This window comes from Staphylococcus sp. IVB6181 (genome assembly GCF_025561445.1).
In the GTDB taxonomy this organism is placed as follows: Bacteria; Bacillota; Bacilli; order Staphylococcales; family Staphylococcaceae; genus Staphylococcus; species Staphylococcus simulans_B.
Genome location: NZ_CP095096.1, coordinates 911520 through 934698, shown reverse-complemented (window position 1 = coordinate 934698; position 23179 = coordinate 911520). Strand labels below are relative to the sequence as shown.

At 39.3% G+C, this 23179-nt stretch carries 16 protein-coding genes, 6 tRNA genes and 3 rRNA genes; 2 read left to right on the top strand and 23 right to left on the bottom strand.

Features of this window, described 5'->3' with window-relative positions; all coding sequences use genetic code 11:
- Window positions 1-25: 25 nt before the first annotated feature.
- The 16 genes from MUA90_RS04295 to MUA90_RS04220 form a co-directional block, all read right to left on the bottom strand.
- Window positions 26-98: transfer RNA gene (locus tag MUA90_RS04295), tRNA-Lys, on the bottom strand.
- A 3-nt stretch (window positions 99-101) separates the two neighbouring features.
- Window positions 102-176: transfer RNA gene (locus MUA90_RS04290), tRNA-Gln, on the bottom strand.
- Window positions 177-181: 5 nt separating this feature from the next.
- Window positions 182-265: transfer RNA gene (locus MUA90_RS04285), tRNA-Tyr, on the bottom strand.
- A 20-nt stretch (window positions 266-285) separates the two neighbouring features.
- A tRNA-Val gene (locus MUA90_RS04280) sits at window positions 286-361 on the bottom strand.
- Window positions 362-370: 9 nt separating this feature from the next.
- Window positions 371-442 (bottom strand) — tRNA-Glu (locus tag MUA90_RS04275).
- Between the two features lie 3 nt (window positions 443-445).
- Window positions 446-520 (bottom strand) — tRNA-Asn (locus MUA90_RS04270).
- A gap of 11 nt (window positions 521-531) precedes the next feature.
- Window positions 532-646: ribosomal RNA gene (gene rrf, locus MUA90_RS04265) — 5S ribosomal RNA — on the bottom strand.
- 70 nt (window positions 647-716) lie between these two features.
- Window positions 717-3641: ribosomal RNA gene (locus MUA90_RS04260) — 23S ribosomal RNA — on the bottom strand.
- Window positions 3642-3887: 246 nt separating this feature from the next.
- Window positions 3888-5439 (bottom strand): 16S ribosomal RNA (locus MUA90_RS04255).
- The 16S, 23S and 5S rRNA genes sit together here with 6 tRNA genes alongside, the layout of an rRNA operon.
- 427 nt (window positions 5440-5866) lie before the next feature.
- Entirely contained in the window at window positions 5867-6937 is a 1071-nt protein-coding gene (locus MUA90_RS04250; protein WP_105993372.1) for an Mrp/NBP35 family ATP-binding protein, read from the bottom strand.
- Window positions 6938-7110: 173 nt separating this feature from the next.
- Window positions 7111-8568 carry an MDR family MFS transporter gene (locus MUA90_RS04245; RefSeq protein ID WP_262588480.1) on the bottom strand — a complete coding sequence of 486 codons (1458 nt, stop codon included), beginning with the start codon at window positions 8566-8568 and terminating at the stop codon, window positions 7111-7113.
- Between the two features lie 82 nt (window positions 8569-8650).
- Window positions 8651-9118 (bottom strand): SepA family multidrug efflux transporter, encoded by a 468-nt coding sequence (locus MUA90_RS04240; protein ID WP_105993370.1) that lies wholly within the window; start codon window positions 9116-9118, stop codon window positions 8651-8653.
- A gap of 98 nt (window positions 9119-9216) precedes the next feature.
- Complete coding sequence (sdrM, locus tag MUA90_RS04235; protein WP_262588479.1) at window positions 9217-10551, bottom strand: multidrug efflux MFS transporter SdrM; 1335 nt, start codon at window positions 10549-10551, stop codon at window positions 9217-9219.
- Window positions 10552-10636: 85 nt separating this feature from the next.
- Window positions 10637-11320, bottom strand: coding sequence for a PAQR family membrane homeostasis protein TrhA (locus MUA90_RS04230; protein ID WP_262588478.1), 684 nt, complete (start codon window positions 11318-11320; stop codon window positions 10637-10639).
- Between the two features lie 21 nt (window positions 11321-11341).
- Window positions 11342-12535 (bottom strand): UDPGP type 1 family protein, encoded by a 1194-nt coding sequence (locus tag MUA90_RS04225; protein WP_262588477.1) that lies wholly within the window; start codon window positions 12533-12535, stop codon window positions 11342-11344.
- 198 nt (window positions 12536-12733) lie between these two features.
- Window positions 12734-13249: a metal-dependent hydrolase gene (locus MUA90_RS04220; protein ID WP_105993366.1), complete on the bottom strand. Its 516-nt coding sequence runs from the start codon at window positions 13247-13249 to the stop codon at window positions 12734-12736.
- A gap of 188 nt (window positions 13250-13437) precedes the next feature.
- Here MUA90_RS04220 and MUA90_RS04215 point away from each other — a divergent pair, with 188 nt between their 5' ends.
- Window positions 13438-13698 (top strand): SunI/YnzG family protein, encoded by a 261-nt coding sequence (locus MUA90_RS04215; RefSeq protein WP_105993365.1) that lies wholly within the window; start codon window positions 13438-13440, stop codon window positions 13696-13698.
- A 261-nt stretch (window positions 13699-13959) separates the two neighbouring features.
- Here the strand turns inward: MUA90_RS04215 and MUA90_RS14055 are convergent.
- Together MUA90_RS14055 and MUA90_RS04200 are read right to left on the bottom strand one after the other, a co-directional pair.
- Window positions 13960-15512 (bottom strand): IS3 family transposase gene (locus MUA90_RS14055; protein ID WP_398577369.1). Its coding sequence is split into 2 segments (ribosomal slippage): window positions 13960-14832 and window positions 14835-15512, totalling 1551 coding nucleotides; the frame shifts between segments, so codons are not numbered across the junction.
- A gap of 123 nt (window positions 15513-15635) precedes the next feature.
- A complete protein-coding gene (locus tag MUA90_RS04200; RefSeq protein ID WP_262588476.1) occupies window positions 15636-16733 on the bottom strand; it encodes a low temperature requirement protein A in 1098 nt (365 codons plus the stop codon).
- Between the two features lie 149 nt (window positions 16734-16882).
- Between MUA90_RS04200 and MUA90_RS04195 the strand changes: the two genes are divergently transcribed.
- Entirely contained in the window at window positions 16883-17218 is a 336-nt protein-coding gene (locus MUA90_RS04195; RefSeq protein WP_262588475.1) for a heme oxygenase, read from the top strand.
- Between the two features lie 97 nt (window positions 17219-17315).
- Here MUA90_RS04195 and MUA90_RS04190 read toward each other — a convergent pair whose 3' ends face one another.
- The 5 genes from MUA90_RS04190 to MUA90_RS04170 all read right to left on the bottom strand — a co-directional run bounded on the left by MUA90_RS04190 (window position 17316) and on the right by MUA90_RS04170 (window position 23176).
- Window positions 17316-18686, bottom strand: a complete 1371-nt coding sequence (locus tag MUA90_RS04190; protein WP_262588474.1) for a YjiH family protein — start codon at window positions 18684-18686, stop codon at window positions 17316-17318.
- Between the two features lie 170 nt (window positions 18687-18856).
- Window positions 18857-19819, bottom strand: a complete 963-nt coding sequence (locus MUA90_RS04185) for a FecCD family ABC transporter permease (RefSeq protein WP_114602900.1) — start codon at window positions 19817-19819, stop codon at window positions 18857-18859.
- Entirely contained in the window at window positions 19816-20841 is a 1026-nt protein-coding gene (locus MUA90_RS04180; protein ID WP_262588473.1) for a FecCD family ABC transporter permease, read from the bottom strand. The genes MUA90_RS04185 and MUA90_RS04180 overlap by 4 nt, the downstream gene beginning before the upstream one ends.
- Before the next feature lie 31 nt (window positions 20842-20872).
- A complete protein-coding gene (locus tag MUA90_RS04175; protein ID WP_262588472.1) occupies window positions 20873-21862 on the bottom strand; it encodes an ABC transporter substrate-binding protein in 990 nt (329 codons plus the stop codon).
- A gap of 243 nt (window positions 21863-22105) precedes the next feature.
- The gene (locus MUA90_RS04170) at window positions 22106-23176 is read right to left on the bottom strand and encodes an alanine racemase (protein ID WP_262588471.1); all 1071 of its coding nucleotides are present in this window, start codon (window positions 23174-23176) and stop codon (window positions 22106-22108) included.
- Between the last annotated feature and the right edge of the window lie 3 nt (window positions 23177-23179).

Genomic DNA, 23179 nt, shown 5'->3' with positions numbered 1-23179 from the left:
GCACCCTATCACTAGGGTGCAACAGTGAGCCATAGAGGATTCGAACCTCTGACCCTCTGATTAAAAGTCAGATGCTCTACCAACTGAGCTAATGGCTCTAATGGCTGGGCTAACTGGATTCGAACCAGTGAGTGACGGAGTCAAAGTCCGTTGCCTTACCGCTTGGCTATAGCCCATTAGATGGTGGAGGGGGGCAGATTCGAACTGCCGAACCCGAAGGAGCGGATTTACAGTCCGCCGCGTTTAGCCACTTCGCTACCCCTCCGACAAATATTTAATTCAAAATGGTGGAGAATGACGGGTTCGAACCGCCGACCCTCTGCTTGTAAGGCAGATGCTCTCCCAGCTGAGCTAATTCTCCAATATGTAATGACCCCGACGGGACTCGAACCCGTGTTACCGCCGTGAAAGGGCGGTGTCTTAACCGCTTGACCACGGGGCCATATGGCTCCACAGGTAGGACTCGAACCTACGACCGATCGGTTAACAGCCGATAGCTCTACCACTGAGCTACTGTGGAATAATGTCATTGCCTGGCAACGTCCTACTCTTGCGGAACGTAAGTCCGACTACCATCGGCGCTAAAGAGCTTAACTTCTGTGTTCGGCATGGGAACAGGTGTGACCTCTTTGCCATTGTCGCCAGACAATGGAATGTTTATACATTCAAAACTAGATAGTAAGTAATTTTCAATTCGACCAATCAAAACTTTAAATTTGATTAAGTCTTCGATCGATTAGTATTCGTCAGCTCCACATATCGCTATGCTTCCACCCCGAACCTATTAACCTCATCATCTTTGAGGGATCTTATAACCGAAGTTGGGAAATCTCATCTTGAGGGGGGCTTCATGCTTAGATGCTTTCAGCACTTATCCCGTCCATACATAGCTACCCAGCTATGCCGTTGGCACGACAACTGGTACACCAGAGGTATGTCCATCCCGGTCCTCTCGTACTAAGGACAGCTCCTCTCAAATTTCCTACGCCCACGACGGATAGGGACCGAACTGTCTCACGACGTTCTGAACCCAGCTCGCGTACCGCTTTAATGGGCGAACAGCCCAACCCTTGGGACCGACTACAGCCCCAGGATGCGATGAGCCGACATCGAGGTGCCAAACCTCCCCGTCGATGTGAACTCTTGGGGGAGATAAGCCTGTTATCCCCGGGGTAGCTTTTATCCGTTGAGCGATGGCCCTTCCATGCGGAACCACCGGATCACTAAGTCCGTCTTTCGACCCTGCTCGACTTGTAGGTCTCGCAGTCAAGCTCCCTTATGCCTTTACACTCTATGAATGATTTCCAACCATTCTGAGGGAACCTTTGAGCGCCTCCGTTACACTTTAGGAGGCGACCGCCCCAGTCAAACTGCCCGCCTGACACTGTCTCCCGCCATGATCAATGGCGCGGGTTAGAAATCCAACACAGCTAGGGTAGTATCCCACCAGCGCCTCGGCGTAAGCTGGCGCTCACGCTTCTAAGGCTCCTACCTATCCTGTACAAGCTGTGCCGAATTTCAATATCAGGCTACAGTAAAGCTCCACGGGGTCTTTCCGTCCTGTCGCGGGTAACCTGCATCTTCACAGGTACTATGATTTCACCGAGTCTCTCGTTGAGACAGTGCCCAAATCGTTACGCCTTTCGTGCGGGTCGGAACTTACCCGACAAGGAATTTCGCTACCTTAGGACCGTTATAGTTACGGCCGCCGTTTACTGGGGCTTCGATTCGTAGCTTCGCAGAAGCTAACCACTCCTCTTAACCTTCCAGCACCGGGCAGGCGTCAGCCCCTATACATCACCTTACGGTTTAGCAGAGACCTGTGTTTTTGATAAACAGTCGCTTGGGCCTGTTCACTGCGGCTCTTCAGAGCGTGAACCCTAAAGAGCACCCCTTCTCCCGAAGTTACGGGGTCATTTTGCCGAGTTCCTTAACGAGAGTTCTCTCGCTCACCTTAGAATTCTCATCTTGACTACCTGTGTCGGTTTGCGGTACGGGCACCAGTTATCTAGCTAGAGGCTTTTCTCGACAGTGTGAAATCAACGACTCGAGGAAAACATGTTTCCTCTCCCCATCACAGCTCAACCTTGAGAATGGCGGATTTGCCTACCATTCAGTCTCACTGCTTGGACGTGCACTCCAACAGCACGCTTCGCCTATCCTACTGTGTCCCCCCATCGCTTAAAACGATAAATGGTGGTACAGGAATATCAACCTGTTATCCATCGCCTACGCCTGTCGGCCTCGGCTTAGGACCCGACTAACCCAGAGCGGACGAGCCTTCCTCTGGAAACCTTAGTCAATCGGTGGATGGGATTCTCACCCATCTTTCGCTACTCACACCGGCATTCTCACTTCTAAGCGCTCCACATGTCCTTGCGATCATGCTTCGACGCCCTTAGAACGCTCTCCTACCATTGTCCTACGGACAATCCACAGCTTCGGTAATATGTTTAGCCCCGGTACATTTTCGGCGCAGTGTCACTCGACTAGTGAGCTATTACGCACTCTTTAAATGATGGCTGCTTCTAAGCCAACATCCTAGTTGTCTGGGCAATACCACATCCTTTGCCACTTAACATATATTTTGGGACCTTAGCTGGTGGTCTGGGCTGTTTCCCTTTCGAACATGGACCTTATCACCCACGTTCTGACTCCCAAGTTAAATTGATTGGCATTCGGAGTTTGTCTGAATTCGGTAACCCGAGAGGGGCCCCTCGTCCAAACAGTGCTCTACCTCCAACAATCATCACTTGAGGCTAGCCCTAAAGCTATTTCGGAGAGAACCAGCTATCTCCAGGTTCGATTGGAATTTCTCCGCTACCCTCAGTTCATCCGCTCACTTTTCAACGTAAGTCGGTTCGGTCCTCCATTCAGTGTTACCTGAACTTCAACCTGACCAAGGGTAGATCACCTGGTTTCGGGTCTACGACCAAATACTCAACGCCCTATTCAGACTCGCTTTCGCTGCGGCTCCGCATTTGCTGCTTAACCTTGCATCAGATCGTAACTCGCCGGTTCATTCTACAAAAGGCACGCCATCACCCATTAACGGGCTCTGACTACTTGTAAGCACACGGTTTCAAGTTCTTTTTCACTCCCCTTCCGGGGTACTTTTCACCTTTCCCTCACGGTACTGGTTCACTATCGGTCACTAGAGAGTATTTAGCCTTGGGAGATGGTCCTCCCGGATTCCGACGGAATTTCACGTGCTCCGTCGTACTCAGGATCCACTCAAGAGAGAATAAACTTTCGACTACAGGACTCTTACCTTCTCTGGTTCAACTTTCCAGTACGATTCGTCTAATTTATTCCTTTGTAACTCCGTATAGAGTGTCCTACAACCCCAATGAGCAAGCTCATAGGTTTGGGCTCTTCCCGTTTCGCTCGCCGCTACTCAGGGAATCGATTTTTCTTTCTCTTCCTGCGGGTACTAAGATGTTTCAGTTCTCCACGTCTGCCTTCTGACATGCTATGTATTCACATGTCGATAACACAACATAACTTGTGCTGGGTTTCCCCATTCGGAAATCTCTGGTTCAACGCTTACTTACAGCTACCCAAAGCATATCGTCGTTAGTAACGTCCTTCTTCGGCTTCTAGTGCCAAGGCATCCACCGTGCGCCCTTAATAACTTAATCACGTTATTAATATTGTGAGTAATCGTTTGCCATCGGCAATTGATTACTAGCGATTCATTTAAATGAATAAAGCTTTTAAAACTCTAATTCACTCGGTTTTGCTTGGTAAAATCTATTTTTTACTTACTTATCTAGTTTTCAATGTACAATCAATGAATGTTTTCAATAAACATTCAAAACTGAATACAATATGTCACGTTATTCCTATTTCAGTTTCTAACGAAACTGTTCCGAATATATCCTTAGAAAGGAGGTGATCCAGCCGCACCTTCCGATACGGCTACCTTGTTACGACTTCACCCCAATCATTTGTCCCACCTTCGACGGCTAGTTCCTAAAAGGTTACTCCACCGGCTTCGGGTGTTACAAACTCTCGTGGTGTGACGGGCGGTGTGTACAAGACCCGGGAACGTATTCACCGTAGCATGCTGATCTACGATTACTAGCGATTCCAGCTTCATGTAGTCGAGTTGCAGACTACAATCCGAACTGAGAACGGCTTTATGGGATTTGCTTGACCTCGCGGGTTCGCTGCCCTTTGTACCGTCCATTGTAGCACGTGTGTAGCCCAAATCATAAGGGGCATGATGATTTGACGTCATCCCCACCTTCCTCCGGTTTGTCACCGGCAGTCAACTTAGAGTGCCCAACTTAATGCTGGCAACTAAGCTTAAGGGTTGCGCTCGTTGCGGGACTTAACCCAACATCTCACGACACGAGCTGACGACAACCATGCACCACCTGTCACTTTGTCCCCCGAAGGGGAAGGCTCTGTCTCCAGAGTTGTCAAAGGATGTCAAGATTTGGTAAGGTTCTTCGCGTTGCTTCGAATTAAACCACATGCTCCACCGCTTGTGCGGGTCCCCGTCAATTCCTTTGAGTTTCAGCCTTGCGGCCGTACTCCCCAGGCGGAGTGCTTAATGCGTTAGCTGCAGCACTAAGGGGCGGAAACCCCCTAACACTTAGCACTCATCGTTTACGGCGTGGACTACCAGGGTATCTAATCCTGTTTGATCCCCACGCTTTCGCACATCAGCGTCAGTTGCAGACCAGAAAGTCGCCTTCGCCACTGGTGTTCCTCCATATCTCTGCGCATTTCACCGCTACACATGGAATTCCACTTTCCTCTTCTGCACTCAAGTTTCCCAGTTTCCAATGACCCTCCACGGTTGAGCCGTGGGCTTTCACATCAGACTTAAGAAACCGCCTACGCGCGCTTTACGCCCAATAATTCCGGATAACGCTTGCCACCTACGTATTACCGCGGCTGCTGGCACGTAGTTAGCCGTGGCTTTCTGATTAGGTACCGTCAAGGGATGCACAGTTACTTACATCCTTGTTCTTCCCTAATAACAGAGTTTTACGATCCGAAGACCTTCATCACTCACGCGGCGTTGCTCCGTCAGGCTTTCGCCCATTGCGGAAGATTCCCTACTGCTGCCTCCCGTAGGAGTCTGGACCGTGTCTCAGTTCCAGTGTGGCCGATCACCCTCTCAGGTCGGCTACGTATCGTTGCCTTGGTAAGCCGTTACCTTACCAACTAGCTAATACGCCGCGGGTCCATCTATAAGTGACAGCAAGACCGTCTTTCATCATGAAACCATGCGGTTTCATGTATTATCCGGCATTAGCCCCGGTTTCCCGGAGTTATTCCAGTCTTATAGGTAGGTTACCCACGTGTTACTCACCCGTCCGCCGCTAACGTCAGAGGAGCAAGCTCCTCGTCTGTTCGCTCGACTTGCATGTATTAGGCACGCCGCCAGCGTTCATCCTGAGCCAGGATCAAACTCTCCATAAAATTTTATGATGTTTGACTAGCTCATAAAAACTATTTGTTATAAAACGTTTGTTAATTTTGGAATTAACGTTGACATATTGTCATTCAGTTTTCAATGTTCATTTTTTCAGTAACGTTATTTATTATATCACTTCGCTTTTTCGAAGTCAACATTTAATTAACATTACTTTTACAATTTTAAAATGTTTGTTTCATCTTTGCAAGAGTAAGTTTTACACTCTCGAAATAATTTGTCGTGTTTTTTCATCGACTTAATTATAATATCACTTTGAAATCGTTAAGTCAACAACTTTTTTCAAAGTTTTTTGAAGTGGTTTGAACTGTTGTTTCGTTCTCTTGCTCACAAAAATATATTCTAACAGGATTCTGAGAAATTGCAAGAGAAAAACGCAAGTTTTTTAAAAAACTTGCGCTTCTTGGGAAAATCTTATTTTTTCATAGTTTTAGTAATGATTTTTTGTGCAATTTGTTGATAAATTTCACCTAATTGATCTTCAGGTTGGTAAATTGACGGTGCAAAGTCTTTAGGATCCCAAGTCGGTTGCGCTAAAGGAAGTTGTCCTAGCAAGTCAGAATTTAATTCATCTGCAAGTTTCTTACCGCCATCTTTACCGAAGATATATTCTTTATTGCCTGTTTCTTTACTTTCGAAATAAGACATATTTTCAATAACACCTAAAATTGAGTGTTCTGTATGTTTAGCCATTGCACCTGCACGTGCTGCTACAAATGCTGCAGTAGGATGCGGTGTTGTAACAATAATTTCTTTACTTGATGGCAGCATTGTGTGTACGTCTAATGCCACATCGCCTGTTCCTGGAGGCAAGTCTAATAGTAAGTAATCGAGTTCTCCCCACTTAACATCTGTAAAGAAGTTTGTCAGCATTTTCCCAAGCATAGGTCCGCGCCAGATTACAGGTGCGTTTTCCTCTACGAAGAATGCCATAGACATAACTTTAACGCCATGACGTTCTACAGGTTTAACTGATTTTCCTTCGATACCAGGGCGTCCATCGATACCCATCATATCCGGTACACTGAATCCGTAAATATCAGCATCAATCAGGCCTACTCTTTTGCCTTCGCGAGCAAGTGCTACTGCCAAGTTGACTGCTACTGTAGATTTGCCTACGCCGCCTTTACCTGATGCAATTGCAATAAACTCGACTGGGTTATCTTTTGATAATAAACCTTCGATTGTTTGCGGTTCATCAGTCGGATCATCTCCTGTAAACTCAGCAACTTTCTCAGGGTCTAATTCTTCAAATCGGATACCGACTGTATTCGCACCATTTTCTTTTAGTGTTTCGACAATCGCCATTTGCAAGTCTAATTGAGGTTTGCCACCTAACTTAGCCATTGCAATTTTAACACTGACGTGTTCAATTTCTTCTTTAATTGTGATATTGACAATACCACCTGTATCTTTAAGCGGGACATCTAAAATAGGATCTTTTAATTCTCCCACTAATTTGTCGACCTGTTCAACTGTTAACAAAGTAAGTCACCCCAAATATTTATAATTGATTACTCTTTTTATTTTAACAAACTTAATGTAGGAGTGGTAACGAATAATCCGGACAAATGAATAATTTCGCTCAATATATTACAAAAAACCAGTAAAAACACGCGATTCATGTTTTTACTGGTTTATATTTCATAGTCTTAATTTTATATTTTACGTACATTCGCTTGCTGTTTTGTTTGGCCTTTCACATGGTCTCTGATAAATAAACCGATAATAAAGCCGATAAACACAATTACCGTTACAACGCCGAATGATAAATCCACTCCGCGTGCAATTGCTTCTCTGTGCAATAGTTCTTTTGTCGCTGCTTCATGAGGATCCGGCGCAAATGTTCTTGAACCTAAAGTCATTAATGCCACCATTAATGCTGTTCCGATAGATGAAGCCATCATTCTCGCGAAGTTCATGATTGCTGTACCATGAGAGATATCTTTATTCGGCAGTGCGTTGACACCTGCTGTGTTCAGCGGCATTGCGAGTAAAGAAACCGAGAACATTCTTAGTGCATAAATCACTACGAGGTACCAATAAGGTGTATCTACTTTTAAGAATGCTAATACTGCTGTGAGTACTGTCAGCATAATGAAACCTGTAATAACTAAAGGTCTCACACCATATTTATCATAGAACTTACCAGTGTAAATAGACATTACACCGTTGACGATTGCACCTGGCAAAATAACAAGTCCTGATAAGAATGCTGAAAGCCCCATTGCGTTTTGAACATAAATCGGAATTAATAATGCGGGACCAATCATAGAAGTCATGACAATCATGGAACAAATAGAAGTTAGAGTAAATGTCTTGTTCTTAAAGACACGTAAATTCAAAATTGGATTTTCTATCGTTAATTGGCGTTTTACAAATGCATAAATTACAAATAAACTTGCCACAAATGGTACATAGAACATCCAATTATTGAAGCCTAATGAACCTGCACTGCTGAATGCATATAACATAACACCGAATCCTAATGTTGAATAGACAACAGAGCGTTTATCCAGTGTAATGTCTTTTGGTTCATTAAAGTTTGCAATACTGATTGCACCGAAGATAAATCCAGCTAATGCAATGACCGCAACCGCAATAAACGGTGTACGCCAACTGCTGACATCAATAATCAAACCAGAAACTGTCGGTCCGATTGCGGGTGCGAAGGATATTACTAATCCTGCAAGCCCCATCGCAAATCCTCTTTCTTCTTTAGGGAAGAGCGTGAATAATGTAAATTGCATCAGCGGCATAATAATACCTGCGCCCATTGCTTGTATCACACGAGCAGTCATCAATACACCGAAGTTAGGTGCTATGGCTGCTAAAATGGATCCTGCTAAAAAGATACCCATGGAAGCTAAGTATAAAGGTCTGGTTTTAACTTTATCCATTAAGAATGCTGTTAATGGAATCATGACCCCGTTCACAAGCATAAAGCCAGTTACCAACCATTGTGATGTATTTTCACCAATGTTGAAACTGCGCATGATAGCAGGCAAAGCTGTATTAAGAAGCGTTTGGTTTAATATTGCAATGAATGCACTTGTAATCATTACCGTAACGATAATGTTTCTTTTTTGATGTGAAATAGTAGCCTGCTCTGGCATAGATATAAACACTCCTTTGTAAACTTACCATAATATAATGCAACATAAATGGTTAGCAAAGCAAACTAATTGCTCATTCGGATTATTTATTTCTATTGAGGTTCTCACTTTCCGGATAAAAGACTTCCTTACATACATAAAAGAATGCCATAATCAGCATAATCACCCAAAAATCAATATTGATTGAAGTGTAATGAATATGGATTACGAAATAGAACATCAGTGTAGTTACCGAATAAGAGATCAAATGGAATATTTCGCCATGAAAATATGGACTTTGCGGTAATTTCTTTTTGAAGTAATCCATCAAGTATTCCACTAAAAACATCGTGAAGTAACCGAGCACAATATAGCTGCCGTAATAAAATAAGTTTTGATAAAAACCTTTGTTATATCCAAAATACCCTAGATGCCAAAAGATAAGCAGACGACTTAAACCATATAAAACAAATCCTAAGAGTGTGAGGAAAATCGCACCCGAAATCACAAACACTAATAGAACAATCAATGTGGATATCAAATTAAAAATATTAAACTTGAAAAATTTCACGCTTTCCTCACCTCATTTCATTTTTTATACACCCGTATAATAACACAAACTCATTTCCCCTATAAATAAAATATCCCGCTCATCGGCGGGACATCTTATCAAGTCTTAGATTCATTTTTATAAGCAATAATCCACAGTACATATAAAGCAGCAATGAATACGAGTATCAGCGATACATTATTTAAAATTCGTGCTCCGCCGACAACAAACGGTAAAGCATACATGCCGCCCATGATTGTTGAACCGATAGAATTTCCTAGATTTTTAGATAATGAATAAAACGACATCATCCGCTTCATCTCATGCGGCGAAGTTTCTTCTTGCACAATCACACTGTCCTTTGTATAAACAATACCGAAACTTGCGCCTGCCAACAGCAATGTGGCCGCTAACAACAATGGCGCCGCATGTGTCACAAACACAATCAAACTACATAGCAATAATGATGTAAATGCAACAAGATATAATGCTTTTCTGGTTAATCTTGCTTCTATTCTATGTAAATTGAAGTTAATTAATAACCATGCTGCTGAAATCGGAAAGACAACAAATCCGCTTTGCAGCGGCGATAATCCGATTTCCTCCTGCAGATAAATCGGCATATACAAGTTATAACCCATCAATATCATGGCATAGACGAAATCTGTAATAAAGATAATCGTAATGCGTCGGTTGAATTCCTGAATAGGCAAGAATGGTGCACGTACTTTCTTTTCAATTGTTGTAAGGTAGTACGCAAATACTAAACCGATTGCAATTAAAACAATTTTAAATGCCATTGAAAACGGCGTCGTAATCGCACCCATAATAAAGATCAATGCTAAATAGAAAAACAGCAGTCCCTTTGTATCAAATGGTTCTTCGTTTAAAACTTTATCTTCATCAAAATGGAAAGTTGCAAATGCAAGTACCGCTGCAATCACAGCTATCGGAATATTAATAAAGAATAACCAATGCCAAGTCGCAAATTCTAAAATTGCACCGCCGAGCAAAGGTCCGATAATGCTGGAAATGCCCCAAACACTGCCAACAATTCCCATTATTTTATAACGCAGCGGAATCTCAAATGCCAGTTTAGGGACAATCTGGCTCAGAACCATCATAATACCTGAACCCATTCCTTGAATAAAACGCGAAACAATCAGCAAAGCAAATGTGCTGCTTAACCCAGACATTAAACTTCCGATGCTGAATAATAATAAACCTGCAATCGTTACATGAATTAATTTAAAGCGCGATAAAAGTTCTCCGACTAACGGATTCACGATGACTAATGCAATAAAGTAAATTGAAAATACTAACGAGATTGCACTCGTCACATTCAAATCTGTTTTAATCGTCGGAAGTGCTAAAGAAATAATCGACGTTTCGATAGCAGCCATAAACATAATCAAAATCAATGCAGTTACGACTCCAATTGATTTTATCTTCATACGTACACCTCTTTCTGATTAATCTCTCTCTTAATGAAGAAAGAGGTTGAGACTTCTGATTATCAAAAGCCTCATCCTCTTAGCACTACATAAAGTATAAAATACCGATAAAACGACATATGGATGCGATCACAATAAAGATATGCCATATCATATGAAAATAAGGACGATTTTTTTGTGCATAAAACCATGCTCCGATGGTATAAGCAATGCCGCCTAATAAAATAAACAGCATAAATTGCCAAGATGCTTCTCTCCAAATAATCGGAAGATATAAAATACCGACCCATCCCATAATCAAATACATAAACAAACTCAGTTTCGGATTTACATTTTCTCCGATTGCTTTATAGAGGATACCCCAAATGGTAATCCCCCACAACAGCAGCATAATAATCCAACCGAACCATCCGCCGACAACAACCAGCGAAACAGGTGTATATGTACCGGATATTGCGATATAAATCATACTATGATCAATAATACGCAATATATACTTATGGGGAGAGTTATTCTCCATCACATGATAAATCGTTGATGACAGCAGCATCAAAAAGATACTGATAATATAAATAGAGACACTGACCGACGCTAATAAGCCGCCATGTATGTAACTATGTACAGAGGCATACGGCAAAACAAGCAATGCGATAAAGGCAGCTGCACCATGAGATACAGCATTGCCTATCTCTTCTCCGAATGACAGCGGAATAATATCTTTAAAGCGATTGAGCCCATGGCCTGTGTGTGAATTTGAAGTCTGTTTCAATAATGACTCCACCTTTTTTCATTAAATAAGATTTAGTCGTTTTAAATCTTCTGTTGCAGTTTCTACACTATCTTTGCCTTCACGGTTTTTAAGCGGTGAAAACTCTTCTTCTCTTGGAACTTGCAAAGTAATAAAACTTGTTGCGTATTTAAAGATATCAAAATAGAACAATTCGAATTTCAATGCCGTATCTTTCACTACATTATAATCTTCATCTAATTGTTTCAATTGTTTCACTGCTAAATGATATGGCATTTCGCGATTGACAGCTGATTGAATAAACGCAAGTTTAAATGCGTGAATGCCGATGTTCGCATTTTGGAATTGATGCACATCAGAATCGCCCAGCTCAGAATACTCAAGCACTGCATCTTTGCTGTCGATATTTACAAGACGTCCGACACTTTCATTTTCTTTAGGTCGGATGGATTTCGTACTGATGTCACGGTTAGCTTCTGCAGTAAAGCCTGCAAATACCGGATCCAGCACACGTGCTAATACGTTATCAATATTGTTTATAAAGATAAATTTAACACCGTCTTCTTCCATCTTATCCAAATAACCATATTTATCTAAGGCTTTAAATACGCCGCCGTTTCCGTTCGGCGTTTCCATCACTTCAGCTTTTTCAGTTAAAATAATACCGCCGTCTTCATTCAATGCGACAATATTTTCTTGTTTGAAGAAGTGAATGGCTTCAGGATCGTAACCAAAGTAATTTTGATCTTTAAAGAATTTTTGTGTTGCTTCATCATTAATGTCGCTCGTCATGATATACCAGTCGACAGTATGACCCGTCTGTTCTTTAAGTTTTAAAAGCTGTCTTGCTTGTAATTCAAATAAGCTGACACCTTCAATTTCAAAAGAACCTTTCGGACCGTCATAGCCGAGACGTGTACCTTGACCGCCAGCCATTAATACAACTGCAAATTCGCCATTCTTAATCGCAGCAATACCTTTATCATAATATGCGTTCAACTCTTCAGCAGAGAAACCTTCGCGTACTCTGTATTTTACTTCTGACGCTTCCGATGCCGCTTCTGATTTATTTTGTGATTGCTCAACATATAACGATTGATACATATCCATAATAGAAGATAAATCTAATGATTCTAATTTATTAGCAATATTTTCTTTTTCATTGGCACTCATCAACTTTTCCAATTCTAAAAAATGCTGTTGATTAAATTTCTCTAATTTACTCTTATCAAACATGATACCTCTCCTTAAGTTTTCCGCGATTAAAAAGCGTTCTTTCCCTCATGCAATATACATTGGTATGTTCGAACCTTTCAATATTCTCAAATTATATCATAAATAGATACATCAAGCGCAAACCTCCGCTTAATTCATAAGCAGAGGTTCTTTTTAAAACGATTCTATTCATCTATACATAACACAAACTTGAAATCATTAAAAGTTTAAATGCAGCCAATGGGTTAACCATTGGTTGATAACTTCGCGAAATATAACATATGTCCCGCCGAAAGTAAATGCAGTAGCCAATGAGAGATCCACCATTCCCCCTGTTTTAAATTGCACAGGCAGTTTAACTGACAATGGAAATGGATATAATAACTTAACACCTCTTGGGGTCAGCATATCAAGAATGATATGCGAAGCCATGCCGCCTATAATGGCTGCCATATATACAGGCGGTGTATGTATAGTAGATAACAGCAGCGCAATAATAAGCGTAAATAAAATAGAATGTGTGAATGTGCGATGACCGAACAAAAGCCGAACGATAATGCTTAAAAATTTAAAACGCCGTCCGATTTTGCTTTGTGCATGGCAAATGTCTGGCAATAAGCTTCCAGCCCCTGCCAATACTACAGCAGTCACGGAAGTGAATAAATCCGGGTGGTAATAATTTATCGCAAGTGTTCCTATTAGAAACCCGCATGATAAGTGTGTTTTCCCTGTCATCTCTATACTCCTTTCTGATTTTATTATTTTAGCACATTTTTAAAATAAACACGAACATATTTTCGGACTGTATGTTCGCTTTTCAATTAGTATGTCATATTAATTAAAAAAGTATCTCACATTTGTTGAAAACGGTTTCTAAATAGTGTATGATAGCTTTACAAAATAAATAAAGGATGTGTTCCATAATGGCAATGACAGTAAAGAAAGATAATAACGAAGTTCGTATCCAATGGAGAGTAGCAGATATCAAAATCCCTACAGAAAGTATTAAAAGCGTAACAGAAGATCAAGATATCCACGCACTTGTAGATGCAGGAGACAAAGAAGTTTCTCGTATCGGTTCAACATTCGGTAAAACTAACCGTGTTATTATTGATACTGAAGATCACGAATACATCATCTTCACTTTCAATGATAAGAAAGTCTATAATGAACTCACAAAATAAATCAATAATATAAGCGCAAAAAGCTTCCGTTTCGTATTGTGAACTGCTCCCTGTCAAGTAGACAGGAAAAAACAAAAAATAATTTATTGGGAATCTGATAAACAAATTTTAAGTTACTGTACAAATGAGTTGATAAATCTCGTTTGTACAGTTTTTTTATTCTCCTAGCGCACTATCGTTTGCTTGATCTGGTAAAAAAAGTGGTGCGCTACGCACACTACTTCTTTTACCAGATTATTTAGGGTAGACATTAGTTAGAAGTTAAGCAATTAATCTTTCCATTTCCAAAGTAATTCTCTCATTGTTGTAAAAATCAATGTATTCTTTAAACTGCGAGCGTGCAGTTTTTATATCCTTGAATTTATAATGTCTATTACCGCGATAAATTTCTGATTTCATTATTCCCCAAAATGATTCCATTGGACTATTATCTATGCATCGTCCGACTCGTGACATGCTTTGAATAACACCTTGCTCATCGAGCAAGAATTTAAAATGTTTGCTTGTATATTGAAAACCTCTGTCGCTATGTAGTATTAAGCCGCTTATATTTTTCACTTTCTTTAACGCTTTATTGAAAGTATTAAAAACCAGCTGATTGTTATTTGAATAACTTATATCATAGCTTACAATTTTACCTGTTCCGAGATCTCTGATAGCGCTTAAATAAAATTTCCTTCCATTTTCTAAAATAAGTTCTGTCACATCTGTTACCCATTTTTTGTTAGCTTCCGTTTCACTAAATTCTCTATCTAATAAATTCTCTGCAGTAATAGTAGGTGTTGAGGGTCTATATCTTTTTCTTGCAGCACGTATGCAAGATTTTAGACCTAATTTTTTCATTAAACGATATACTCGTTTACGACTTACTTTTTTATCCAGTCTTAAACAGATATATATACGAATACGACGATAACCATATAAACCGTTGTATTTATTGAAAATCCACAAGATTTCTTTCATTAATATTTCATCTTCAATTTCACGCTGTGTTTTAAATTCTCTTCTCTTTCTCCACTTATAATAACTGGCTCTAGAAATTCCAACCACCTTACATAACAGAGTTATTGGATATTCATTTTTTAAGTCTTCTATTACAAGGTACTCAACTATTTGTCTAAACGGCGATTGATCAGCTCTCTTTCTTTCTCCTTCAACTTTTTTAAAATCTTGTTTTCCATTTCTAAGTATTTGATTCTTTCTTCAAGAGCTTTTGTTTTAGCTAATGCTTGTTCTTCATCAGTCATTGTCTGAGTTGGCTTACCTTTACCTCTTCCGTCTACAAGACCGGCACTTCCAAATTGTTCATATTTTTTAACCCAACTATATACTTGGCCATAATTAACATTATATTTTAAAGCTGTTTTCTTATAATCTTTTTCTGACTCAATACATGCTTCTACTATTTCTACACGTTCTTCGAACGTTGTTTTTCTCGCTTTCATTGAATACACCCCTAGTAATGGAGAATATGAAACATTCTCTTTTCCTAAAGTATATCGTTTTATCCAATCCCTAACAGTAGAATATGCTGGAATATTATATTTTATTGCTAAATCAACAGCAGAAACACCTTCAGTTAAGTATTCCTGAACAATTGTTTCTTTAAATGCTTTACTATAAGTATTATTGCTTTTCTTTGGTAATAGTACCTCAACGCCATGTACTTTATATTGGTGATATTTAAACATCACCTGTTTACGATTTAATTCTATACCACTCTTTTCTATAGCTTCATTACAACTATAACCTTCATCTATTAAACTAAATGTTAAGAGAAATAATTTAATGTCACTTTCGAGATATTTAGACATAAGAATGCTCCCCCTATAGTTTTGTTTTTTTAGTGTCTACTATAGGGGGAGCATATCATTGAGTGAAACGGAAGTTTTTTTCTGCTTTTCTTTTTATTATTAAACTTATAAATTCCTTTTTGCTTATTCTGCTTGATTCAAAACTTCTTTATTCTCAAGATAATACAAGCTGACAAGTACAATGATACCGATGATTTGTACGACGATAATCAAATGAATATTCGGTATAGCAAAACCGATGAGTGTTGTTGCACATATAATCGAAATATAAATCCCTTTTTTCTCAGTAAACTTGCGATGCAGAATTGTATCAAAGAACACACCGAATAAGAAGACACAAAAGGCAATCGTGTAACCGATACCTTCGGCAAAACTTAGCGGATGATTAGAAAGTCCTTTGTTCATTATTAAGAAAATAAAGTTGGCTGAATAAATTAAAAACAAATGCAGGTAAATTGTTAAGAATCCTGTTGCTTCGTCTTTCTCCTGATCTAAACTGCCTCTGTAATGGAAGGCATAGATAACAAATAAGCTGATAATCATTAAGAAGTACACGATATCCAAAATTTTAAAGTGTGTTAACTCCATGTTGTTGACAATCTGTACAATTCCTTCGCCGAATAACAAAATCATAAATAAACTTAAACGCTCAGATAAATGTTTGAACTCTACAGGATTTTGTTTAGAAGTACGTGCAAACAATGCTGGATAAACTGCTGAGATCAAAATCCCAACAAAGTAAACCCAAAAATTAATCCCTGTCGGCAATACAATACTGATCACTGATAGTATTACTGTGAAAATCAAACCAGATGTATAGATTTTAAGGAAACGAATATCAATAGAATGATCTACAAATTTATAGCTGATGACATACTGCAAGATAATACTAATGAAAATCACTGTTGTTGTAGCCACAAATGGCACAAATGTTTCTTGGAACTCACCATTAATCGCTTTTGATAAATATAAAATCAAGAACATGTCCACAAAAAGGAACACATATTGATACCATTTCTGATCAAAGAATCGATTGGTAAATAATGTGTGATAAATCCAGATTGAGAAAAACACTAAAAATAACATAAAATTTTTGCCTAAGCTTTCTATATCAACCAGCGAACTTGAGATATGTTCTACTGTCACATTAATAGTTGAAAGTACATAAACAAAGACTAAGTCGAAAAACAATTCCGCAAAACTTACTTCTTTTTTCTTCATCACTTTTCCCCTCTACTGATAGACTCTTCTTTTTCTGTTTAAATATTGTACCACACAACTTGCTTTTAAAATAACTAAAATTACTTCTTATTCAAAATGTAAAAATCGGGTAAAGAACATTGAGATATATTTTGAAAGGACTGATGGTTATGTATATTGTAACGAATCAAATAGAAATTAAAAAAGGTTATGCCGAAAAAATGGCACCTCGTTTTACTTCTAACGAAGATTTAAAAAAGGTACCCGGTTTTAATCGCGTTGAAGTCAGCTTGCTTGAAGATGACACAGAGGATACAGAAACAATAAATGTCACAACTTGGTGGGAAAGCCAAAAAGACTATGAAAACTGGGTGAACAGTGATGCTTTCAAAAAAGCACATCAACGTCCAAAATCCGATTCAGATAATGAACAAAGCACCTCTCCGGTTATTGGAAGCAGACGCATTAAATCTACTGTATTATCTTCATTAGGAGATATTTCATAATTTTTCTTTAAAAGAAACAAAAAATACGCAACACGTTCATGCAATCTATGCACAACGTGCTGCGTATTTATATTCTAATCCAAAGTCTTTCATTAATTTAGAAGTATAAGTGTGCCATTATAGCGATAATCGGCAGCACAATAATTGTTCTTAGTAAGAAAATCACAAATAATTTACCGATGCTGACTGGAATCTTAGAACCTAAGATAACGCCCCCTACTTCAGATAAGTAAATTAATTGAGAAATACTCAATGCCCCTACAACAAATAATGTAATCTGACTCTTCACACCATCAATTAAAATTGACGGCAAGAACATGTCCGCAAAGCCGATCAGCATAGTTTCAGAAGCACGTCCTGCTTCAGGAATTTGAAGCAACTCTAAAATCGGCACAAATGGTTTACCGATAATTTCAAAGACCGGCGTATAAGTTGCGATAATTGTAGCCAATGTACCGATTGCCATAACCACCGGTAAAATCGCAAACCACATGTCAATTACAGTACCCAAACCTGATTTGAAGAATTGTAAGAAACCAGGCGATTTGACACCTTTTTCAGTTGCTAAGTTAAAACCATGTCTGACTGCAGAAACACCTTCAGGTTTAGATTCATCTTTAACATAGTCGCTGTTATCAACCGCATATTCTTCAGGAACACTGCGCAACGGCCAGATTCTCGGCATAATCATAGCTGCCACTAAACAAGATACAATGACCGTAAGGTAGAAATAGAAGAAATGATTCTGCATGCCTACTGTTTCTGCGACAACAATCGCAAAGGTCAGCGATACAACACTGAACGTTGTTGAAATAACAGTGGCCTCACGTCTTGAATAAAAGCCTTCTTCATATTGACGACTTGTAATAATAACACCGACAGTGCCGTCTCCGATAAATGAAGCTAAGTTATCGACTGTAGAACGTCCAGGTAATGTGAACAACGGTCGCATAATCGGTCTGAAAATTGGTCCTAACATTTCTAACAGACCAAACTCCATTAATAGCGGCAAGAAAAGTGCCGCAAAAAAGAACACTGTAAATAATGTAGGTAATAGGCTTGAAAAGACTAAATTTCCGGTATCATCTGAATAAACCATCTTTGTTCCAATATGTAAAAATGTCATCCACGCAAACACGACTGCAAGCAATCTCACGATCAACCATATTGGAGTTACATTAAAGACTGTATTCATTAAACCGTCAGGCTTTAAGTGCTTCTTTAAAAAAGTAGAACAGAATAAACTTAAAACACCTGATAAAGTAATGACAATCAATAATAGATACGGCATTGACGGCCCCAGTGTTTCTTTTAACCAATTGGCTAAAAAGGCCACCGTTAACGTTGTTTGTTTCTTCCCATCTTGTGTAACTGGAATCGGTACTAAGAAGAGTAAGATACCGATTACTGACATGACAATAAATTTAATACGTCCCTTTAAGATTTCTGATTTAGTATATTTTTTCATAGAATCTCCCTCTCATTACAATACATTATAATCATATTGAGAAGACTAAGCAATAAGAATTTTAATATTAATACATAAATATGTATAAAATTAATTGTTATAATATTCTAATAATTTAGTCCATTAAAAAACTGTCCCACGTTTTAATGAGACAGTTTAAACATTCCCTATTACATTTTGCGTAAAACATAAATAAAGTAAGGTGCACCGACAATCGCAATAATCACACCGACCGGTATATCGAGCGGCGGATGAATTCCTCTTGCCAGCGTATCACTGACCACAATTAAAATAGCACCAATCAATCCGGACATCATAATAATATGGAGATGTTTGTGTCCGACGATAGAACGTGCAATATGCGGTGCAATCAAGCCTAAGAAGCTTAATCCCCCTACAACTGCGATAGATGAACCTGCAAGCATTACTGCCAATATCAATAATACCATTTTGACAGGACGCACTCTCGTACCTAGTGCGGTCGCCACTTGATCACCTAAATGCAAAATGTCCAAGCGCTGTGCTAAAAAGAGAATAAGCGGTACGGTCACAATGAACCACGGTAAAATGGAAATCACGTGTTCCATAGAACGGCCGAATAAACTACCCGTCAACCAGACTAATGCTAAGTTCGCTTCGATTGGGAAACGGATTAATAAGTATTGTACAACCGCCATACATATCGCACCGATTGCTAAACCGATTAATGCTAAATTTGAACCTTGTACTTCTTTACGTGCGATTAAGTAAGACAATAATAAACTGATGACTAATGCACCGGCAAACGATGCGACAGGCAAGACATAAATAGGTGCTTTCGGAAACAGAATCAAGACTGTAACTGCCGCTAAACTTGCACCTTTTGTAATACCGATGACGTCAGGTGAAGCTAATGGGTTGCGGACCACACCTTGAATAACTGCACCGGAAATCGCTAAACTGCTGCCGACCAGCAAGCCGACAAATAATCTTGGTTCACGATATTGATTCACAATGAAGTCATCTTGCAGAATCAAACCTCTGACTGCTTGCAGCGGATTGACAAACACTGCACCTACACATAATGAGAAGATAGAAACAATAATCAAAATGGCGATGACAATAGAATATTTGCGTCCTAAATGCTTTGTCATGTCCGTTTCACCCCTCTCAATGTTAATGCTAAGAAGTAAATAGCTCCTACGAATGATGTCACAATACCGACAGGTGTCTCAAACGGAAATGAAATCAGACGGCTGAGTACATCTGATAGCAGCAGCAATGCTGCACCGAAGATCATCGTCAACGGAATAATCACGAAATAGTTATGAGAGTTATAATATTTAACGATATGCGGCACAATCAATCCGATAAAGCCGATCGGCCCTGCAATTGATACTGAAGCACCGGCTAGAATTACTACCAGTACCCCAAGCAGCATACGTGTTAATTTAATATTTTGTCCTAGACCGCGTGCTAATTCGTCTCCAAGTTCCAATACAGAGATTTGGCGTGCCATAAACATCGCGCCGATAAATGCGCCGATAATCCAAGGCATAATGGAAAGGACATCCGGCCATTTCAATGTTGATAATGTACCTACAAGCCAAAAGTAAACGGTTGTTGTAGAATCTTCATTCAATAAAATAATCCCTTGCGTCAAACTTGTGAAGAAGAGATGCACTGTCATACCGGCTAATGCTAACTTAACCGGTGTCATACCTCGCGTAGAATCCGACAACATATAAACAATACTGCCGCCGATCAAAGCGCCGATAAATGCTAGTAATGTTGAAATCGCAGTTAATGCCGGAAAGATTACTGTAATCACAACGATTACAAATGAGGCACCTGCGTTCACACCGAAAATCTGCGGTGACGCAAGCGGGTTGCGTGTCATGGCCTGCATAAACAGACCCGCCACTGCTAAAGCCGCACCAATCAATAAACCGCCTACCATTCTAGGCATACGGATATTATGTATAATAAATGTATTTTTCGTGTCATGATGCCAAAGTAAATAATCTGCAACGTCTTTAAACTTCATATGTGTTGAGCCTACAGTCAAATTGAAATAGATAATAAGTAAAAGAAAGCACACACTCCCGATAAACAGGAGCGTTGTGCGTCTTCTTTGTTTCTTTTCAACCAGGCTGTGGCTAGATTGGTTCGTCATAGCCGTTCACCCTTCTATTATTCTTAATCGCTTATTTGTTGTCTTGTTCTTTAGATAGTTTTACTAATTCTTTCGCAATTTCCTCTGATGAAATCAAACCGCGAGATCTTGACCAAGTACTGCGGTCTACAGTGTAAACACGTTTGTTTTTAACTGCATCGATTGTTTGCCATACTTTGTCGTTCTCTTGTTTTTTCAATAACGGTTTGTCTTTTTCATCAATCATAATGAACATTTGTTTAGGATTTACTTTTGCAACTTGTTCAGTTGTCATTTTCAAGTACGGACCTTCTAAATATTTAGGCAAGTCTTTTGAAACATCTTTGTTTAATGCTTCTTTAAATCCTAACTCATTGAATACTTGACCTACGTAAGATTTATCTGAGTGTGCCATAATATCTGTTTTAGTTAAAACAGCTGGTAAAGCAGCTAAATCTTTATTTAAAGTAATATCTTTTGAGTACTCATCCATTTTCTTTTTATGTTCATCTAAACGTTTTTGGCCTTCTTTTTCTTTATTCAAGGCTTTTGCGATAGTTTTGAATGATTCAATATTTTCTTTGTAGTCTCCATCGAAACTTGGTAATAAGATTGTTGGAGCAATTTTGTTCAACTCTTTATAAATACCTTTATGACGTTGCGCATCCGCAATAATCAAATCAGGTTTTTCTTTACTGATGACTTCTAAGTTAGGTTGTTTACGTGTACCTACTGACTCATAATCACCGATTTTTTCGCGAATCGGTTTGATAATACGATCTTTCTTGTTGTCATCTGCCACACCGACAGGTTTCACATCTAATGCCGCTAAGGCATCAACGAATGAATATTCTAAAGCAACAACACGTTTAGCATCTTTCTTAACTTTTGTAGTGCCTGCTTCATTTTTTACTGCAATTGTATCTTCTGAAGATTTGCTGTCAGATTCCTTTGAACTGTCTTTGCTGTTATTTCCGCATGCAGCAACTACTGTCAAAGCGAGTACTAACATAAGAATACCAAGAAACTTTAATCTGTTCATGCTTTCACTCCTCAATATGGTTAGATGCTTTATGAGACACAAATGAAATGACGCTTTTCTTAGCTTTGAAGCTATCATACAATCGCTTTCATCCATTATGATATATCCCATTTAGCGCTCATTCAATCATCTTACTTTTATTTTATTGATAACGATTCTCAATGTCAATATAGATATAAATTTTTTTAGAAAAAAACCGAACAAATTAGTCCGGTTTTCACAATACTTTCTTATTTTTAAGCATTAAGGCCTGATTTGTACATGGTCAGGATGTGTTTTAAAGTGGTCTACCAGCACTTGCACACCTGCATCTTTAATGTAGACATGCTTCAATGTTTTTTGATACATACTTTGTGCCAATGCATTATAGCCTAATGTAAATTCAATCACATCGCCGGTTTGATAATAATCAGCATTCTGCAAATCAATCATTAAGTGATCGCTGGTTGCGCCCATCACTTTGATTTGATTATTGAGCGGCGTGATATCTTCTACAACTGTATCGATATGTCCTATATCTAAAATGGCTTGCAGGTAGGATGTATCCCGCTTCACATCAATTCTAGGTTTAATCTCTATAATTTCAGCTTTCAGCGTCATCGCATTTTGATATAAATAATGAATCGGCTGCTGATCTACTGTGCTGACACCTCTGAATAACGATTCTCCGATGCGCAGATGATTGATTCTGCCGAAAGTACAATAATCCAGCAGCGGCAAGGCACTAGAATTACCGCCGGAAATCATATTCAACGGATAGCCTGTGTCTTTTTCTACATTTTGTATGAATTGATTAATGCGCAAGATATCTTCTTCCGTCGGCGGAAAGTCCATAAAGCACATAAAGTTGAAAGCCAATCCTGCTAAACAGATATTAGGCATATACATGATTTCATTGATATAACGCACCACATCATATGTTAATACCCCCTCGCGGCTGTCTTTCCAATCTACCATTAAGAGTATTTTATGTTTGCACCCTTGTGCTTTAGCTGTTTCGTTTAATAAACGGATGGTTTCAATATCTGTTTGAATACTGATGGCTGTCTTATTGACACAATCTTCTAATTCACTGCGGTTTGGTGTCCGTATCAGCATATAGGAGAGTGCTTCATCATTGAGTTGATCGATATTGACCATACGTGCATCACCCATTTGATCAAAACCTAAACTTTTTAAAGCTTCTACAATCAGCTTATCTCCGGCAACACATTTTATAACCGGCATCATTTCCAAATTGCTTTGGTCCAGCTTTTGTTTCAGCATCAGCGCATTAAATTTGATTTTGGCTAAATCTATTTCTACATAAGCCACATG

What these genes read in the sequence shown, in the direction of transcription:
- MUA90_RS04180 (WP_262588473.1), bottom strand. Translation starts at nt 20,841, where the DNA reads ATGACGAACCAATCTAGCCACAGCCTGGTTGAAAAGAAACAAAGAAGA.
- MUA90_RS04175 (WP_262588472.1), bottom strand. Translation starts at nt 21,862, where the DNA reads ATGAACAGATTAAAGTTTCTTGGTATTCTTATGTTAGTACTCGCTTTG.
- MUA90_RS04195 (WP_262588475.1), top strand. Translation starts at nt 16,883, where the DNA reads ATGTATATTGTAACGAATCAAATAGAAATTAAAAAAGGTTATGCCGAA.
- sdrM (WP_262588479.1), bottom strand. Translation starts at nt 10,551, where the DNA reads ATGAAGATAAAATCAATTGGAGTCGTAACTGCATTGATTTTGATTATG.
- MUA90_RS04200 (WP_262588476.1), bottom strand. Translation starts at nt 16,733, where the DNA reads ATGAAGAAAAAAGAAGTAAGTTTTGCGGAATTGTTTTTCGACTTAGTC.
- MUA90_RS04185 (WP_114602900.1), bottom strand. Translation starts at nt 19,819, where the DNA reads ATGACAAAGCATTTAGGACGCAAATATTCTATTGTCATCGCCATTTTG.
- MUA90_RS04215 (WP_105993365.1), top strand. Translation starts at nt 13,438, where the DNA reads ATGGCAATGACAGTAAAGAAAGATAATAACGAAGTTCGTATCCAATGG.
- MUA90_RS04220 (WP_105993366.1), bottom strand. Translation starts at nt 13,249, where the DNA reads ATGACAGGGAAAACACACTTATCATGCGGGTTTCTAATAGGAACACTT.
- MUA90_RS04225 (WP_262588477.1), bottom strand. Translation starts at nt 12,535, where the DNA reads ATGTTTGATAAGAGTAAATTAGAGAAATTTAATCAACAGCATTTTTTA.
- MUA90_RS04190 (WP_262588474.1), bottom strand. Translation starts at nt 18,686, where the DNA reads ATGAAAAAATATACTAAATCAGAAATCTTAAAGGGACGTATTAAATTT.
- MUA90_RS04245 (WP_262588480.1), bottom strand. Translation starts at nt 8,568, where the DNA reads ATGCCAGAGCAGGCTACTATTTCACATCAAAAAAGAAACATTATCGTT.